Below are 18,375 nucleotides of genomic sequence, written 5' to 3' on the forward strand. Positions count from 1 at the left end.
TCATGACGACTCAATCTGCCGGACCGCTCGCACCGGCCCCCACTCCTCACTCGCGCGGCCATCGCATGCCGACCATCGCCGAGGCAGGCCCGTTGATCGCCCTTATTGCCGCGTGCGCCTTCTTCATTTCGCAAAGCCATCGGTTTCTATCGTTTCAGAATCTATCGCTGATTCTGCAGCAGACGATGGTCGTCGCCGTCATCGCCATCGGACAAACGCTGATCGTGCTCACGGCCGGCATCGACTTGTCGTGCGGCATGGTGATGGCGTTCGGCTCGATCGTGATGACGAAATTCGCGGTCAATCTCGGTGTGCCGCCTGTCCTGGCCATACTGTGCGGCATCGGGGCAAGCACTTTGTTCGGGCTCTTGAACGGTGTGCTCGTCACGCGCGTGAAGCTGCCTTCTTTCATCGTGACCCTGGGCACGCTGAACATCGCCTTCGCACTGACGCAGATTTATTCGAATGCCGAAACCGTATCGAGCCTGCCCGATGCCATGATGTTCCTCGGCAACACGTTCCGCCTCGGGCCGGCAGAGGTCACGTACGGCACCGTGCTCGCGCTGCTGCTGTATTTGGTGACTTGGTTCGTGCTGCGCAACACCGTGCCTGGCCGGCACCTGTATGCACTCGGCAACAACCCCGAAGCCGCGCGGCTGATGGGCTTGTCTTCGCAACGCATTTTGCTGACGGTTTATTCGCTCGCCGGCCTGATCTACGGCATTGCAGCGCTGCTGCTCATCTCGCGCACCGGCGTGGGCGATCCGCAGGCTGGGCAAACCGACAACCTCGATAGCATCACGGCAGTCGTACTGGGCGGCACGAGCCTGTTCGGCGGACGCGGCTCGATCGTGGGCACGCTGCTTGGCGCGCTCATCGTCGGCGTGTTCCGCAACGGGCTGACGTTGATCGGCGTTTCGTCCGTCTATCAAGTGCTGATCACCGGCATTCTCGTGATTCTCGCCGTTGCGGCCGACAAGCTGTCGCATCGTCGCGCCTGACGCACCGCTTTCGGCCGAAGCGTCGATTCGACTCATCCTCATCCTCGTATCCGCATTTGCATTCGCCAAGGAAACGCCATGTCGACCTCAAGCTCACGCTCCACGACGACGCCCGTGCTCCAAGCCCGCGGCCTCGTGAAGCGCTACGGACAAGTGACCGCGCTCGACGGCTGTGATTTCGAAGTCATGCCGGGCGAGATTCTCGCCGTCATCGGCGATAACGGCGCGGGAAAATCCTCGCTGATCAAAGCGCTTTCGGGCGCAACGGTGCCCGATGAAGGCGAAATCCTGCTCGATGGCGCACCGGTCAAATTTCGCAGCCCGCTCGATGCGCGCGAGAAAGGCATTGAGACGGTTTATCAAGAGTTGGCCGTCGCCCCCGCAATGACGATCGCCGAGAATCTGTTCCTCGGCCGCGAGCGGCGGCTGCCCGGGTGGCGCGGCTCGCTACTGAAAATGATCGACAAGCGGCGCATGCTCGAAGAAGCGACCGGCCATATGAAGGACTTGCAGATCGGCATTCGATCGATGCGCCAGGCCGTCGAAACCTTGTCGGGCGGTCAGCGCCAAGGCGTCGCCGTTGCGCGTAGCGCGGCGTTCGCGCGCCATGTCGTCATCTTGGACGAACCTACGGCTGCCCTCGGCGTGAAAGAAGGCAACATGGTGCTCGAACTGATTCGACGCGTGCGCGATCGCGGCCTGCCCGTCATCCTGATCAGCCACAACATGCCGCACGTTTTCGAGATCGCCGATCGCATCCACATTCAGCGGCTCGGGCGGCGCGCAGCGCTCGTCAATACGAAGGACATTCATATGTCCGACGCCGTTGCAATCATGACGGGCGCCAAACAAGCCGACGTTCGGGCGATCGCTTGATGGTTCGCAAGCGGCGCGGCGCTCTGCGGTGCTCTGTAGTGCTCACGGTGCTTCGCGCTGCGCGCAAAACCGTTTCGATGCCCGCGCCGATGCTCGAGGAACCTTTGATATGAATGCCCGAACGCAACCGCACGCTTCGAGAACGGTCGGCTCGAACCAAGTGGGCATGCGGCAGTTCAACGAGCGAATCGTCCTGCAAGCGATTCGCTTGCATGGGCCGCTGCCGAAGGCCGACGTGGCACGGCTGACGCGACTCAGCATGCAAAGCGTATCGACGATCGTGGACCGGCTGATCGACGACGGCTTGCTCGCCAAGCAAGCCAGGGTGCGCGGGCGTATCGGCCAACCCTCGGTGCCGATTGCGTTACGGCCCGAAGGCGCATATACGATTGGCGTGAAGGTCGGGCGGCGCAGCCTCGACGTCCTCGCGATGGATTTCACCGGGCACGTCCGTACCCGTGACGTCCTCGACTATGCATACCCCGATCCGAACACGTTGTTCCCTGCGCTGGAAAGCAAGGTCGCACGCGTCATCGATTCGCTGGGCGAGCACGCGGCCAAAGTCGTCGGCATCGGCGTTGCCGCCCCGCTCTGGCTGGGAGGGTGGCGCGATTTCCTGGGCGCCCCGCCCGCTGCGCTGGAAGCGTGGAACGCCATCGACATTCGAACGCGGATCGAGGCGATGACGGGATTGCCGGTCGAATTCGCCAAGGATACGACGGCCGCATGCGCCGCCGAACTGGTCATGGGGCAAGGGCGCGGCATTCGCTCGTTTCTCTACCTGTTCGTGGGAACCTTCATCGGCGGCGGCTTGGTCATCGACGGCCGCTTGCACGGCGGCCCGCACGGCAATGCGGGCGCCGTGGGCTCGATGCCGCTTTCGCTCGGCAATGGGCATGCCCCGAGGCAGTTGTTGCACACTGCGTCAGGCTTCGTGCTCGAGCAACGGTTCGTCTCGGCTGGCGCCCCGGCCGCTGCCGCACACGATCACCGCGCGCTGGCCCCGGACGTATGGGCGGTAACCGAACGTTGGCTGGAGGAAGCGTGCCCGGCGATTGCGATGACGATCGCTACGTCTTCGGCATTGCTCGACTTGGAAGCCGTCGTCATTGATGGCGAGATCGATCGGCAACTCGTGCGGGAGATGATTCGGCGCACGCAGGGCGCGCTCGACCGGATCGAATGGGAAGGCATGGTGCGGCCGCAACTGATAGAAGGGACGATCGGCGCCGATGCGCGAGCGATGGGCGGAGCGATCCTGCCGCTCTATGCGCACTTCGCGCCGATGCACGAGTTGTTCTTGAAGGATTGATTGCACGCGCTCGTTATCGGAATGGAGTCTGCCGGGCCAAGGTAGGTTGTGGACAAGACATTGGCCGCGCCCTCGATTCGAGCGGGCCGTCAGCTTTGCTCTTCCTCCTTGTCGTTCCGGACCGCTGCTTTCGCGCCTTGTTTTCCTGTTTGCGCCACGTGCTTGAACGCGCCTACTCCATTCGCCCCCTGCACCACTCCGTATGACGCTTCTGCTATGTCGTTGCTGCCTGACCCGACGACTGCTTCGGCAATTCGCTGTGGTGTCTCGCCAAGGTGTTTTCCGATAAATTTCGCCTTGACCAACCATTTAGCCCCACTCCCAAGAAACGGGATCAGTTCGAAACCCAAAAAAACCGCGGCATTCTTGTAATCCCTCTCGAGAACCGCCTTGGCGAAATCATAGTATGGAACAACAGTGCCGAGTATCGCGTGAAAAGCGTCCGCGACCGGCGATGCGTTGCTCACGAGGCCTGCCATGTTCGTCAACGTCTGATCGATGATCGGTTTCAGTGTGTGTATGATGCCGAGCTTCACCGTATCGAGAGAATTGGTCTCGGTCGCTATTGCCGGGGTGACGAAAAATTCCGTGCGATCGGGTATCGACCCGGGATCTTGAAAGAACAAATGCTTGCCGATCGAGTTCATCCATCGCTTCCACAGCGCGGCGTCGCGGGGAACATTGCTCACCACCATATTGTGGGCATGAGGAATGATCGCAAACCGCTGGATGTGTCCGTTCTTCTCGACTTCGATTATCGAGCCGAGCGTTGCTCTGAGCCCGGTGTGAGGCTGCATCGAGCCAACGAAGCTTTTGCCGGCGGTACCGTCTACATGGTACACGGTTGCCGGATCGTCCAAATCGATTCCATATGTCTCGAGCCTTTTGCCGATGATTTCAACACCCTCGCTCTTGAATTTATGCTTGAGCGGCTTGATTCCCTCGTGCTCGAAAAAATTCTGCCGATGATGCTTCCAAATATGTTTGATTCGCCCTATCAATTTGGCAGCTTTCTCGGAATCCGGCGTCATCGTTATCGCATTCTTCTCCGTGGTCGAAAAATGCTGCACGACTTCCGCCGCCGAGAGTATCTTGGTCTGCGAACCGCTATTGGTTTGAGTGTTCAGTTCGCCCGCATGAACGACCGTCACCACCAACGGCGTATCCGGTTCGAGACCAAGTTTCTTCAACCCCGGAGCAATTAAATTCTCAAAGGACCCGACGGCATTGATTAGGTCCCGCATATACTGGCTCAATCTATCGGCCGGATAGACGGTAGCATTCCGTAAATGGGCATGGCCGTGAGGGTGCGTCCCGGTGCGATGATGTTTCCCTGCGCGAGAAGCCGTAACGTGATAACGGCCGAATTGGTTATCGCGCTTGTTCCGATTCAAAGGCAAAGAAATCTGCCCCGAGGTAGACGGTGCCTCGCTCGAAGGGAACGGGTCGCCGCTGCCGTCCGGCCCCGGACCGGGCGCAGGTCCGCCTTCGCCGCCTCGGAATCTCGTGAAAAATTTCAAGAGATCCGATGAAGAATCGGGGTGATTGGTGGAGGCTCGACCGTCATGATCGTTCGGGCCCGGCCCTGGCACGGGCGGCGCTTTCGGCAAGCGGTAAGGCTTCACCCAAGTGCCGGCGTAAGCATCGCCAAAAAAGTTCAATATCATCATTAAGAACAAATACAGCCCCGCTCCGTCCAATCTGGGCAGGCTCGGCGATTCGTCCTGCGGCCCTTGTCGTAGCGCGTGGGCGATATCGAACAATGTGGCCTGCCAGATCTCCCGGTACCAGCTTTGTTCGTTCAGCGCTTTTGCATGCTCATGCGGGTCTGGGCGCCTTTGGCCCAGATTGCGGCGAATCCTTTGCTCTAATTTCTGTCGCCCTTTCTTCGTCTGCGGTCTCTTATTCGGCGGCTTCTTGTTGGGTACTTCATGGGTCACTGTCATATGACGGGCCCCTGTAGGTTCGATCTTGCTCAACGCCTATAGGGGCGCGCCGAGGTTGTGCGTGGGATCGTCGACAGCGTTGCACGAGCGGGGCCGAACTCGCTCCATTACCGCAAGCAAATACGGCACGATCCTCGATCGGTTCGCCATCTGCTCGTACGCTAACTGATGGGCGCGCGCGCGTACAACCGTCGCCCGCGCAAGCACGTTTCCGGACTTATCGTTGGCCCACATATTGAAAAGACACGAATGCCGAACCGCCGTCGCGGATTCACGCCGCCCGAGTGCGGCTCACCGCTGGCGCAGCACGATATACCGCAATACGTCTTCGGTCCGGCCTGCGCACACGAGCTGTTCCGCCGTCTTGTACTCGAACTCCGACAACGGCTCGTTCCGGTACCAGAACAGCGCTTGCTTCACGCAGCCCTGTACGTCCGTCGCCGCGCGAATTACCCGCAGCGCCTCGCGCAAAAACCGCTGCACGCTCTCCGATGCGGGCATCCGGCTCAGCGTATTGCGATGCACGCCTGCCTGCTTGGCAAGCGTCTGCAGGTCGATATGCAATGCATCGGAAAAACGCCGCGCCGAAACGATGGGCGCAGCGAAAGCCGGATCGCGCAGCGAAGTCATGAATTGCTCGAAGCTCACGCCCTGCTCGATGTCTTCATCAACCGCAACCGTCGAGTTCATCTACCGTCCCTCGCTTCCTTCGTGCACCATCCAGCGCACACAGACCGGAGCCCTCTCGCGCAAGCGACTGCGCGACAAACGCTCCGTCGGTTCGAAACGCGCCGCCCGCTCGGGCGAGCGGCGCACTGCACACTGCGTCACTGCTTGGCAACCTGCTGGGTATCGGCCGGCTTCGCATCGCCCCAGCCACCGCCGAGCGCGCGAATCAGGCTGACCGTCGCCACGGCCTGCGACCCCGCGAGCTGGCTCGCCTGACGCTGCGCCAACAACACCGTGCGCTGGCTGTCCAGCACATCGAGATAATTGACTTGGCCCTCGCGATATTGCGCTTCCGACAAATGCTCGGCGCGCGCCGCCGCGTTCACCGCATCGTTTTGCGCACGGATTTGATCGTCCAGCAGGCGCAAGTCCGCCAAGCTGTCTTCGACTTCGCGGAAGGCCTGGAGCACTTGCGAGCGGTATGTTGCGACCTGCTCGTCGTATTGCGCGCGCGCTCGCGCAAGATCGGCCTTGCGGCGCCCGCCGTCGAAGATCGGCAACGTGAGCGCCGTGCCGGCGAACGGCCCGAGCAGGAACGTGCGGCTCGACCATTTGAACAACTGGCTCAAGCCCGAGGCCTCGTAACCGAAGGCGCCCGTGACGTCCAACTGCGGGAAAAACGCCGACTTGGCGAGACCGACGCGGGCGTTCGCCGCGGCCATCGCCCGTTCGGCCGCAGCAATGTCGGGGCGGCGTTCGAGCAGCGACGAAGGCAAGCCGGACGGCACGCGCGCGAGCACAGGCGCGAGCGGCTGCTGCGCGAACGTGAACTCGGCAGGCGGTTTGCCTAGCAACACGGCAAGCGCATGTTCGGACGCGGCCCTTTGACGTGCAACGCCCGCGGCTTCGGCCTTCGCCGTGGCAAGCGAGTTCGTGGCTTGCTGAAGATCGAGTTCGCTGACCTCGCCCGCGTCGTAACGATGCTTCACGAGCTTGAGCCCCTCCTCGCGCAATGCCACCGTGCGGCGATACAGGTCCTGCTCGGTATCGAGCTCGCGCAGCGAGAAGTAATTCGCCGCGACGTCGGCCTGCAACGCGAGCTGCACCGAGCGGAACAATGCCTCGGATTGCTGCGAATCGGCGCGCGCCGCGGATACGTTATCGCTCACGCGGCCGAACAGCGGCGCCTCATAGGACACCGTAGCCTGCGCGCGCCACAACGTCACCGGCGGCACGTACGCATTCTGCGGCAAGCCCTGCGACGCCGGCGAAAGCCGCTCGCGCGTCGGGCCGAAGCCAACGCCCAGATCGGGAAACCATGCCGAGCGCGCGGCGTCGAGCCCCGCCCGCGATTCGCGCACGCGCGCCGCGGCCGCCTTCAAGTTTTGGTTGGCCGCGAGCGCCTCGTCCTCGAGTTGGTTCAGCGTCGCATCGTTGAAAATAGCCCACCACTGTCCGCGTTGCGCCGCATCCGCAGGCTGCGCGCTCTTCCACGTGCCCGCCTCGGACGCCGGCAGCGGCGCTTCCTTGAACGCGGTCGGCGTATCGACGTCGGGCCGCTTGTAGGTCGGCCCCATCGAGCAAGCTGCGACGAGCGTCATCAAAAGGCCGCCGGCCAAAGCGCGCCGTGCGAGACGCGAGCCGCCTGCAACCGAATCAATTCGTTTCATTGTTGTTTCCCTCTAAGCCTCAAGCATCCGACAGAGCGGGTTCGTCGACGTCCGCATCGTCTTTCGAGTCCTTGCCCGCCACATGGATCTTGCCCCCGGCAAGCGTGCGCAGCACCACGTAGAAGACCGGCGTCAACATCAGGCCGAACAGCGTCACGCCCAGCATCCCGAAGAACACGGCGATACCCATCGCATGGCGCATCTCCGAACCCGCGCCCGTCGACAGCACCAGCGGCACCACACCCATGATGAAGGCGATCGACGTCATCAAGATCGGACGCAGCCGCAGGCGGCTCGCCTCGATCGCGGCCGCGACCGGGGTTCGGCCATCGTGTTCCAACTCACGTGCGAATTCGACGATCAGGATCGCGTTCTTGGATGCCAATCCGACCAGCACCATCAAACCGATCTGCGTGAAGATGTTGTTGTCGCCCCGCAGCAGCCACACGCCCGTTAGCGCGGACAGCACGCTCATCGGCACGATCAAGATGACTGCGAGCGGCAACGTCAAGCTCTCGTACAACGCGGCAAGCACGAGGAAGACGAGCAGCACGCTGATCGGGAACACCCAGATCGCCGAATTGCCTGCCAGCACCTGCTGGTACGTGAGGTCGGTCCATTCGAAGCTCACGCCGCGCGGCAGCGTTTCCTTGGCGATGCGTGCGATCGCGTTCTGCGCTTGATCCGACGAGTAGCCCGGCGCGGGGCCGCCGTTGATGTCGGCCGCCGTATAGCCGTTGTAGCGGACCACCATTTCGGGACCAAACGTAGGCGACACCTTCACGACCGATGACAGCGGCACCATATCGCCCGCGGCGTTGCGCGTCTTCAACTGCAAGATGTCGTCAGGGTGTGCGCGGAACGGCGCATCGGCCTGCACGCGCACCTGATAAACGCGGCCGAAGCGGTTGAAGTCGTTCACGTACAGCGAGCCGAGATAGATCTGCATCGTGTTGAAGACGTCGGTCACCGATACGCCGAGCTGCTTGGCCTTCACGCGATCCAGATCGACGTTCAACTGCGGTACGTTGATCTGGTAGCTCGTGAACAGCGGGCCGAGCTCGGGCGCTTCGTGCGCGCGCTTGATGAACGCTTGCGTCGCCTCGTCGAGCTGCGCGTAACCGAGCGCGCCGCGATCTTCGAGCTGCAGCTTGAACCCGCCGAGCGTGCCCAGGCCGAGCACGGGCGGCGGCGGGAACACGGCCACGAATGCGCCTTTGATGCCCGCGTACTTTTGGTTCAGCGCACCCGCGATGGCCCCGGCCGACAACGCCTTCGAACCGCGCTCCTTGAACGGCTTGAGCGTGACGAACACGATGCCCGCGCTCGAGCTGTTCGTGAAGCCGTTCACCGACAAACCGGGGAACGCCACCGCGTGCTCGACGCCCGGTTGCTTCATCGCCAGGTCGCCCATTTCACGGATCACGCCCTCGGTCCGATCGAGGGTCGCCCCGTTCGGCAACTGCGCAAACGCGATCAGATACTCCTTATCCTGCGCGGGAACGAAACCGCCTGGCACGACGTGCGTGACCAGCAAAGTTGCGCCGACGAGCACCGCATAGACGCCGAGCATCAGCGATTTGCGGCCGAGCACGCGCGTCACGCCGCGGCCGTACGACTGCGAGCCGCGCTTGAACACCTTGTTGAACTGCTTGAAGAATCCGCCCAGCACGCTGTCCATCGCGCGCGTCAGCCAATCTTTGGGCGCATCGTGCCCGCGCAGCAAGATCGCGCACAGCGCGGGCGACAGCGTCAACGAGTTGAACGCGGAGATGACCGTCGAGATCGCGATCGTCATCGCGAACTGCTTGTAGAACTGGCCCGTCAATCCGCTCATGAACGCAAGCGGCACGAACACGGCAACCAGCGTGAGCGCGATGGCGATGATAGGTCCGCTCACCTCGCGCATCGCCCGATAAGTGGCGGCCCTCGCACTCAAGCCCGCCGAGATGTTGCGCTCGACGTTTTCGACCACGACGATCGCATCGTCGACCACGATACCGATCGCAAGCACCATCCCGAACAACGACAACGCATTGATCGAGAATCCGAACGCAAGCAGCAGCGAGAACGTCCCGACGATCGACACCGGCACGGCGACGAGCGGAATGATCGACGCGCGCCACGTCTGCAAGAACACGATCACGACGATGACGACGAGCGTGATCGCTTCGAGCAGCGTATGGATCACCGCTTCGATACTCGAACGCACGAACTGTGTCGGGTCGTAGACAATGTCGTAGTCGACCCCCGCCGGGAAGTCCTTCTTCAGCTCGGCCATGTCCTTGCGCACTTGATCGGAAATCGCGAGCGAATTGGCGCCGGGCTGCTGATTGATACCGAGCGCGACAGCCGGCTTGTTGTCGAGCAACGAACGCAAGCCGTACTCGGATGCGGCCAACTCCACCCGCGCGACGTCACGCAAATACGTGACGCCGCCGTCGGGCGAGCTCTTGATGACGATAGCGCCGAACTGCGATTCGGTCTGCAAGCGGCCGCGCGCATTCACCGACAATTGCAGCGGTACGTCCGGCGACGACGGCGAGCCGCCAATCACGCCGGCAGCCACTTGCACGTTTTGCTCGCGAATGGCGCTGACGACGTCGTTGGCCGTCAAGTTGCGTTCAGCCAGTTTGTTCGGATCGAGCCAGATCCGCATCGCATAGTCGCCCGCGCCCCACAGTTGCACTTGGCCTACGCCCGCGATGCGCTCGAGTCTGTCCTTGACGTTGAGCAACGCGTAGTTGCGCAGATACGTCATGTCGTAGCGGTTGTCCGGCGAGATCAAGTGGACGACCATCGTGAGCGTAGGCGAGCTCTTGATGGTCGTCACGCCGAGACGCTGCACGTCGTCGGGCAGGCGCGGCATCGCTTGCGACACCCGGTTCTGCACGAGTTGCTGCGCCTTGTCGGGGTCGGTGCCCAGCTTGAACGTGACGGTCAACGTCATGTTGCCGTCGCTGTTCGCCTGCGCCTGCATGTAGAGCATGTTCTCGACGCCGTTGATCTGCTCTTCCAGCGGCGAAGCGACGGTCTCGGCGATCACCTTCGGGTTCGCGCCCGGATACTGCGCGTGAACGATGACCGAGGGCGGCACCACTTCGGGGTACTCGGAGATCGGCAGCTGAAACAGCGAAATCACGCCGGCCAGCAGGATCAGGACCGACAATACCCCCGCGAAGATAGGTCGGTCGATGAAAAATTTTGAGATGTTCATGTGGCGTTCTGAGTGTGCTTTAAGTCGAAGCTAAAGCTCAGGAATTCGTCGATTGGCCTGCACCCGCTTGGCCCGCATCGGCGCTCGCGCTACCCTCGCTCGACGGATCGTCTGTCATCGGCACCATATGCGCCCGCACCGTTTGGCCCGGACGAACACGCTGCACGCCGTTCACGACGATGCGCTCGTCGGCCGAGAGGCCGGCCGTGATCACGCGCAAGTTGCCGTGCAATGCGCCGAGCTTGACCTCGCGGTACGCCACGGCGCCCTTCTTGTCGACGACGAGGACGTATTTCTTGTCCTGGTCCGTGCCGATCGCGGCTTCGTCGATCAGCAGCGCGGGATGCGGCTGCCCGCCGCCCACTTTGATGCGCGCATACAGGCCCGGGACCAACGTGCCGTCCGGGTTGTCGAAGCGCGCACGCACGCGGATCGTGCCGGAGGACGTATCGAGCCGGTTGTCGACCGAGGCGATCGCGCCCTTGCGCGAGTAGCCCGTTTCGTTCGCTAGGCCGAGCTCCACCGGCACGGTCGTACCGCTGCGGGCACGACCGATGTATTGCAGATACGTCTGCTCGTCGACGTCGAACGACGCGTAGATCGGCGACACCGACACGAGTGTGGTCAACGGCGCCGCGCTCGCGCCTGCGGACACCACGTTGCCAACTGTGATCTCAGCGCGGGAAACGCGTCCCGCCACCGGAGCGACGATGGTCGTATAGCCGAGGTTGATTTGCGCGGCTTCGAGCGCTGCCTGCGCCGCCTTCACGTCCGCAGCGGCGCCCAGGGCATTGTTCTGCTTTTCGTCGTAGTCGCGCTTGGCGATCGCGTTGTCGGCCATGAGACGCTGCGCGCGTTGCCAGTCGGTCTGCGCGTAGCTCTCACGCGCCTTGGCCGCCGCGAGCTGGGCTTTGGCGCGATCGACTTCGGCCGCGTACGGACGCGGATCGATCACGAACAGCGTTTGGCCCTTCTTGACGAGTGCGCCATCCTTGAAGTCGACGGACACGATCGTGCCGGACACTTGCGGGCGAACGTCTACTCGATCGACGGCTTCGAGACGGCCCGAATAGCTTTGCCAATCGGTGACGGTCCGGTTCAAGACTGAGGCGACATCGACCTCGGGCGCCATCGGCGCGGCTTGTGCGGGCGCGCTCGCGTTGACGCGAATCGCACTGAACGCACCGATGCCGGCCACCGCAGCCACGGCAAGGACGGCGTAGGCGATGCGAGTACGAGAAAGAGGCTTCTTTGGCATGACGAGGCTCCGGTGTGGTGTTGTTGTATGACGTTTCTGGTCAACCGATTGTGACAGCGCGCGGTTCGAGGTGACGCTCGAAGAAGCGCGCGGCGTCTTGCAAAGCTTGCGGATCGTACGCGATCCGCTCATGTGTTGCATTCGAGTAGCGCATGACCTGCGTCGGCACGCCGGCGCCGATCAGGCGAGCGGCGTAGGTTTCCGCTTCGACGTGCAGCACGTCGTTGCGCGCCGTCGCGATGAAGGCCGGCGGCAACCCCGCGAGCCGCATCGATTCGAGCGGCGCCGCGTACGGATGCAGTCTCTGCGACGCTTGCGGCAGGTAGGCGCGATAGCTCGCCAGACACTGACGCGGCGTGATGTCGGACGCCACGTGGCGCTCATCGGCCAGGCACGTCATGCTCGGATCGAGCATCGGGCTGAACAGCGCTTGCGCGGCGATGCCCACGTCGCCGCGATCTCGTGCGACGAATGCGAGACCGTTGGCGATATGCCCGCCCGCGCAGTGCCCCGCCACCAGCAGCCGCTTGCCGTCGCCGCCGAGCGCTCGGCCCGCGCCTTCCACCCATCGGGCGGCACGGTAGGCGTCTTCGAGCGCAGCCGGAAACGGATGCTTCGGCGCGAGCGAATAACCTACGGATATGACCAATACCGATAGATGCTCCGCGAAATAACGCGCTGCAAATTCCGCATCGTCGAGCGAGCCGCTCACGAAAGCGCCGCCATGAAAATAAAGCATGACCGGCAATGAGCGTACACCGGCGCGGCGATAAAGCCGCAACGGTATATTGCTCTCGTATCCTGCAATCCGGACCTCATTGACCTCGAGCGGATCCGTGCCCCAAGGCGATCCCGCGGAAACCCCACGGGAATGCGTAGTTCGCATGATCGAACGCGCAAAGCGCGACAGTTTCACAATGATGCGAATTGTGGGTTCGGCAGACTCCGGGATAAATGCCTATAATCCGGCAACACAATTCACCGCGCCCGAACAATTGTTCTCATTACTTGGGACAGTCGACGGGAGTATTCCGGAGAACGACGATGGATCGGCTTCAGGCCATGCAGGTGTTCACGCGTGTAGTCGACACGAACAGCTTCACGAAGGCTGCGGAAACGCTCGACCTGCCGCGCGCATCCGTTACGACGATCATCCAGAACCTCGAAGCATACCTGGGCGTACGGCTCATGCACCGCACGACGCGGCGGCTGAGCCTCACGCCCGACGGCGCCGCTTATTACGAACGCTGCGTGCGCATTTTGGCGGATGTCGACGAAACCGAAAGCAGCCTTCAGAACGGCAGCAAGAAGCCCCGCGGCAAGTTGCGCGTCGACATGCCGGGTGCGCTCGGGCGCACGGTCGTCATTCCCGGGCTCTGCGAATTTCATCAGCGCTACCCCGATATCGATCTGCAGCTCGGCTTCTCCGACCGCCCCGTCGATTTGCTGCAAGAAGGCGTGGACTGCGTGATTCGCGTCGGTGCATTGGCCGACTCGTCGCTGGTCGCGCGCCGCATCGGTTTGTTCGAGGGCGTGACTTGCGCGTCCCCCGACTACCTGGCGCGCGCGGGCGAGCCGCAAACCATCGACGAATTGGGCCAATATCAGGCGGTCAATTACTTTTCTAGCAGAACCGGCCGGATCATCAACTTCGACTTCCTCGTCGACGGCAAGGAAGTCGAGGTGAAGATGCCCGGTTCAGTGTCCGTCAACGACGCCGACGCTTATGTAACCTGCGCCCTCGAGGGTTTCGGCCTGATCCAAGCGCCGTTGTTCATGGTCCTGCCGCATTTGCGCTCGGGGGGGCTCAAGGAAGTGCTGCCCGCATGGAAACCGCTGCCGATGCCGATTTCGGCCGTCTACCCGCACAGCCGCCACCTCTCGCCGAAGGTGCGGGTGTTCGTCGACTGGATTGCCGAGGTGTTCGACCGCTGCCCGTTGCTGAGCGGCCGTCAAGGCCTCGATGCGCCTTGCAGCAAGCGCACGCTCGAGGAACGCGAAAGCGCCCCGGCGCTCGATACGCCCGTGCTCACGGAGTGGGTGGCGTGAGATCGAGGGCGGCGATTGTTTTGCCGCACCGACAAATCATTTCGTCAAATTCGGGTTTATCCTGATTCCGCCTGAGCCTACATTTGCTCCTGTCGCGACGCCGATCATCGACGCCGCACCCTACAAGACAGGAGCAAATCATGAAGCGCACTCTCGCAGCAGCACTTTTCGTTTCCCTCTTCGCCAGCACGGGCGCATTCGCCGACGGCGGCATCGGCCACAACGGCTCGTATCAAGACCAATCGTGGGTCGGCGCCAGCACGAAAACGCGTGAGCAAGTTCGTGCGGAACTCGTCGCTGCCCGGCAAGACGGCACGCTGCCCTCGCTGAACAAGCAAAGCTATCCGAGCTTGAGCCTCGAAGGCCAAACGCAAGCGGCCCGCTACGCACGGCGCGACGAAGGCAATGCGCGTGTCGATCTGGCCCGCGCAGGACAATGATGAGTAGTCCTAACGTAAAGGAATCCTAAATGTTCGAGGTATCGCCTTCCATGCTCGATCATTGGGACAGCGACGCGCCCGTTTGGACGCCGTTTCGGCCGCCGCGGCACAGCGCCGCCGCGGCCGGTGCGCTCAGCGTTGCGGCACGCCGTTGCGCCATTGCCCCCAATGCATCGCAATTTCCTGCACGAGCGGGTTGCCCGCCGCATACAGGTTCGCGATCGCCAGCGGGAAACCGCCCTGCGCTTGGTAGTTGAGCAGGTTGTCCGCGCTCGTTTGGCCATCGTACGGACGATCGAAATCCGAACCCGTGCGCAGGACGGCGACGCGCGCGAGATCGACACGATGCGCATTGGCAGCGCGCGTGAGCGCCTCGTAGGTCGCGTTGTCTTCCTGTTGCGTGGTGCAGTAGGTGCCTTTGCCGTCCGTCATGATTTTGGTCCAATCGCGCGCGCGTTGGCCTAGATCGGTACCGGAAAACCATGTGTCGCCCGCCAAGGTGTCGCATTGAATCACCGAGGGCGGCTGGTTCGCGGGTGCGTAACTGAACTTCGCTCTGGCGGCTTGCGCCTGCGCGCTGTCGGTCAGCACGACATTGCGCGAGAGCGCATACGCGGCGTCGGCCAACTTCGCGTTCAGTTGAAATACCTCGGTCTTGTAATCGAGCGGCGGTTTTTGCGTCGGGCTCGTCGTATTGATGCCGAGATAACCGGTATTCCAGCCCGGCGGGATTTCGCGCCCGTCGAGTTCCCATTGGATTCCGAAATCGACGAGGTATTTCGCCCACGCCGCCGACCCGAGCGTACCTTGCGCGGGGTCGATGCCGGCGATGCCGGCAATCATGAAGTACGTGTGGCGCAAGTCGAAGCGCGGCGAAAACGTGAGGGCCATGGTCGAGGCAGCCGCGTTCGCATGTCCCATGCCGGTGGTCATCACACAGATCTCTTGCTTGTTGCAATGCACGTCAGGGTAGTCGGGCGAGAGCCCGGCGACGGGGATCGATTCCCAGGGACCCAGATGATCGAGCCAGACTTGCCCTTCCGGTGCGAACATCGAAATGATCATGACTTTCACGTGCCGGCCGTGCGCGCCGGATTCGGCAAAGGCCGCGTCGTTATCCTGCGCGATCGAAGCCGTGGCCGCGCAGGCGGTCAGCGCGATCGCGCCGAGCGAAGCGATGGTGCGAGTATGCATGGACACTCCTTGGATTCGTGACTTGTTGGAGAGAACCGCTCGCTGAAGCTGATACCGATACTCCTACTGATGCGAATGCCGGTGCTGCGCGCGTCAGTATAGAGGCGTGCTCATCGCTCGTCATGGGTGCGTCGAAGGCTTCTTGTCCGGTTCGGGGCGCTGAGTCTGCGCGCCGTCGTTCGTGCCGCCGTTCGCGCCTTCGTTCATGCCCTCGTTCGCACCGTCGGCCCGTGCGTCACCGTCGGCGAGCGGCTGATGGGCCACGGCCGGCACCAACACGTTTCGCAACGGATTGGCGATGAGGATGCCGCGCTCGCGGAAGGTCTCGGCGATGCGCCGGTTGAATTCGCGCTGCGTCGGCCAACGCGCCGTATCGCGGCATTGCATTTGCCCCAGCAGCGTGATCATCGAGCCATCCACCTGATCGACGCCCCAGAAGCTGAAGTCGCCGACGATGCCGTCCTTGAATGCCGGGTCTTCGCGCAAGCTCGCCCCGATCTCGTTGAGCGTACGCACCGCGAGATCGATGTCTTGCCCATAGGCGATGCTCACCTTCACCGCGGCATTGCCGAGCCCGCGATTCGCGTTGCTCACGGTCGACACCGAGCTAAACGGTATGGTGTGCAGCGCACCGTCCCCGCCGCGCAGGCGCACCGTACGAATCGACAAGTATTCGACCGTTCCCGACAGGCCCGCCAGCGTGACCCAGTCGCCGACTTGCATCGCGTTTTCCATCAAGAGGAACGTGCCGGTGAGGAAATCCTGCACGACCTTTTGCGCGCCCAAACCGAGCGCGACGCCGAACACGCTCGCGCCGGCCAGTAGCGGCCCGATGTTGACGCCAATCTCGCTCAAGCCCGTCAGACCCACGATGAGCCCGATTCCGATCAGCAATGCGGAGCGAAGCATCGGCAACAGCGTGCGCAAGCGCGCCGCCCGCATCAGATCGCCGGCGTCGGTCCAGCGGCGCAGCCGCCGCTCGATCGACACGTTGATCGATTCCCAGACGAGCAATGCGACCAACACGGCAATGGCGATCGTCGTGCAGGCCGATGCGAGCCGGCGCCCCACGAAGTTGCTCGTGAACGCGTGCCAGACGTGGATGTTCCACACCCACAGCACCAGCGAGACGGCCGTAACGACGATGGCGAGCCAGATCAAGCGGCGCAGCATGGGGTAATACCGCTGCGCGCGCTGCACCGCCACGGATGCGGCCCCGCCGTTTTGATCACCGAACATGCGCCCGAGAATGCCGAAGGTGACGATGGCGACGACGCGCGCGCCTATCAGAATCAGCAATGAAAAACCGCCGTGCTCGAGCAGCGCCTGGTACCCGTTACGCACGTCCAGGGCCCAAATGAACCAAAGCGCCATGACGAGAAAGACGGCGAGCGGCGCCCATATGTCGGCCAACCAGTTCCCGAAGAAGCGCAGCACGTGCGAAGAAGCGGCTTTCGTTCGCAGCCAGTCCGCCACGGGACGGCGAATCTGCAAGATCAGCATCGCGATCATCACGTGGCCCGCCAGCGCCACCGCCTTCGCGATGCCCAAGTGCGCTTCGGCCGTCAGGCCCAGCGGCACCGGTGTTTCGGCGAGCGCCACGCCGATGCCGAGCACGACCACCAGGCGCAATACCCAGTTTTGCCCGAATGCGGCCCAGGCGTCGCCGAGCGGCAGCATGCGCAGCCTCGGCGCGCCGCCGGCGAACAGGAACGCGCTCACGAGCACGACGGCCCGAGCAATGACGTAGATTTCGATCACCGTCTCGACGACATCGGCCTCGGGCGTGCCATCGTCCGTCAACAGCGACATGGCGACGATCGCCACGCCGATGAACGCGGCAAGCGGAATCGCTTCGAGAAACGTGTGCAGCAACGCATACGGCAGCCGCTGCAGCACCGACCAGTGGCGCCCGGCATGTACCGCGTCGTGCCCGCCGCGTGCCGCGCGCAGCGCGTTATCGTCGATGTTCGCGCCAGGCACGTTCGCGTTGAAATGCCGGACTGCCGAATCTGCCCGGGCATCGGCAGCCGCAGCCGCCCCGCTTGCGGCGCCATCGCCCGCGCTGGATGCGCTAACCGGTTCGGCTTCGCCCGTCGCCAAAGCCCGAACGCGCTTTCGCAGCAGCCATGAGAAGAACCAGCTAACGAGCCAGGCCGGCACGAACGTCGCGGCAAGCGTCCACGCGAGTTGCTCGAGTTGCGCGCGCCCTTCTTTGCTCGTCATCTCGTAGGCCCACCATGCGCGGACCGAACGGATATCGAGCAAAGCGGCCGCGGAGTGACGCAACGAGGCACCGATTGCGCGAATGCCTCGCACCGTCTGGCGCGATACCTGCGAGACCAGCCCGTTCGACGCGATCGCCGCCAAAACGGCCGACGCGCCGCTGGCCGGCGCGGCCGCAGGCGCGCTTGCAGCCGGAGGGCTCGCCAATGCGCCCGCCGCTGCAATTGCGCGCAGCGTGTCCTCCATCTGAGCGCGCGATTTGGGGTCGCTCAGCACTTGCAACGCGTGCTTGGCCTGCTCCGGACTCAGTGCGACCGTGGAAGGATTCGAGACGGGCTCGGCCGCAGCAGGCGTCGACGCGGGCGCGGCCCGAGCGGTAATCGATAGACAAAACAGTACGAATAAAAGGCCGAGAAACGTGGATTTGCGCATAGATACGTGAGGAAGAGACAGCAACGACGGATCGCGAGCACGGCGTGGAGCCTGCCGCTCGCGCGATCCTCATCTGACTTCGTTC

Annotated in this window: 13 protein-coding genes; 5 read left to right on the plus strand and 8 right to left on the minus strand. The window is 63.0% G+C overall.

Features of this window, described 5'->3' with window-relative positions:
• The first annotated feature begins 65 nt into the window (after positions 1–65).
• The 3 genes from QQS38_RS12045 (at position 66) to QQS38_RS12055 (ending at position 3,189) form a co-directional block, all read left to right on the plus strand.
• Complete coding sequence (locus tag QQS38_RS12045) at positions 66–1,001, plus strand: ABC transporter permease (RefSeq protein WP_479645685.1); 936 nt, start codon at positions 66–68, stop codon at positions 999–1,001.
• Between the two features lie 78 nt (positions 1,002–1,079).
• A complete protein-coding gene (locus QQS38_RS12050; protein WP_277429568.1) occupies positions 1,080–1,877 on the plus strand; it encodes an ATP-binding cassette domain-containing protein in 798 nt (265 codons plus the stop codon).
• Between the two features lie 109 nt (positions 1,878–1,986).
• Positions 1,987–3,189 carry an ROK family transcriptional regulator gene (locus tag QQS38_RS12055; protein WP_479645603.1) on the plus strand — a complete coding sequence of 401 codons (1,203 nt, stop codon included), beginning with the start codon at positions 1,987–1,989 and terminating at the stop codon, positions 3,187–3,189.
• Positions 3,190–3,278: 89 nt separating this feature from the next.
• Here the strand turns inward: QQS38_RS12055 and QQS38_RS12060 are convergent, their stop codons facing one another.
• The 6 genes from QQS38_RS12060 to QQS38_RS12085 form a co-directional block, all read right to left on the minus strand.
• A complete protein-coding gene (locus tag QQS38_RS12060) occupies positions 3,279–5,135 on the minus strand; it encodes a hypothetical protein (RefSeq protein ID WP_479645604.1) in 1,857 nt (618 codons plus the stop codon).
• A 291-nt stretch (positions 5,136–5,426) separates the two neighbouring features.
• The gene (locus tag QQS38_RS12065; RefSeq protein ID WP_479645605.1) at positions 5,427–5,825 is read right to left on the minus strand and encodes a DUF2384 domain-containing protein; all 399 of its coding nucleotides are present in this window, start codon (positions 5,823–5,825) and stop codon (positions 5,427–5,429) included.
• 137 nt (positions 5,826–5,962) lie between these two features.
• A complete protein-coding gene (locus tag QQS38_RS12070; protein ID WP_479645606.1) occupies positions 5,963–7,474 on the minus strand; it encodes an efflux transporter outer membrane subunit in 1,512 nt (503 codons plus the stop codon).
• A 19-nt stretch (positions 7,475–7,493) separates the two neighbouring features.
• Complete coding sequence (locus QQS38_RS12075) at positions 7,494–10,691, minus strand: efflux RND transporter permease subunit (protein WP_479645607.1); 3,198 nt, start codon at positions 10,689–10,691, stop codon at positions 7,494–7,496.
• A 37-nt stretch (positions 10,692–10,728) separates the two neighbouring features.
• The gene (locus QQS38_RS12080; protein ID WP_479645608.1) at positions 10,729–11,949 is read right to left on the minus strand and encodes an efflux RND transporter periplasmic adaptor subunit; all 1,221 of its coding nucleotides are present in this window, start codon (positions 11,947–11,949) and stop codon (positions 10,729–10,731) included.
• Positions 11,950–11,989: 40 nt separating this feature from the next.
• Complete coding sequence (locus tag QQS38_RS12085; RefSeq protein WP_479645609.1) at positions 11,990–12,835, minus strand: alpha/beta hydrolase; 846 nt, start codon at positions 12,833–12,835, stop codon at positions 11,990–11,992.
• Between the two features lie 158 nt (positions 12,836–12,993).
• Here QQS38_RS12085 and QQS38_RS12090 point away from each other — a divergent pair, with 158 nt between their 5' ends.
• Entirely contained in the window at positions 12,994–13,998 is a 1,005-nt protein-coding gene (locus QQS38_RS12090; RefSeq protein WP_479645610.1) for a LysR family transcriptional regulator, read from the plus strand.
• Between the two features lie 140 nt (positions 13,999–14,138).
• Positions 14,139–14,438 carry a DUF4148 domain-containing protein gene (locus QQS38_RS12095; RefSeq protein WP_479645611.1) on the plus strand — a complete coding sequence of 100 codons (300 nt, stop codon included), beginning with the start codon at positions 14,139–14,141 and terminating at the stop codon, positions 14,436–14,438.
• 132 nt (positions 14,439–14,570) lie between these two features.
• Here the strand turns inward: QQS38_RS12095 and QQS38_RS12100 are convergent, their stop codons facing one another.
• Both QQS38_RS12100 and QQS38_RS12105 read right to left on the minus strand, forming a co-directional pair.
• On the minus strand, positions 14,571–15,632 hold the full coding sequence (locus QQS38_RS12100) for a purine-nucleoside phosphorylase (RefSeq protein WP_479645612.1): 1,062 nt from the start codon (positions 15,630–15,632) through the stop codon (positions 14,571–14,573).
• A gap of 120 nt (positions 15,633–15,752) precedes the next feature.
• Entirely contained in the window at positions 15,753–18,290 is a 2,538-nt protein-coding gene (locus QQS38_RS12105; RefSeq protein ID WP_479645613.1) for a mechanosensitive ion channel domain-containing protein, read from the minus strand.
• Between the last annotated feature and the right edge of the window lie 85 nt (positions 18,291–18,375).

It is taken from the genome of Trinickia sp. Z7 (assembly GCF_056498045.1).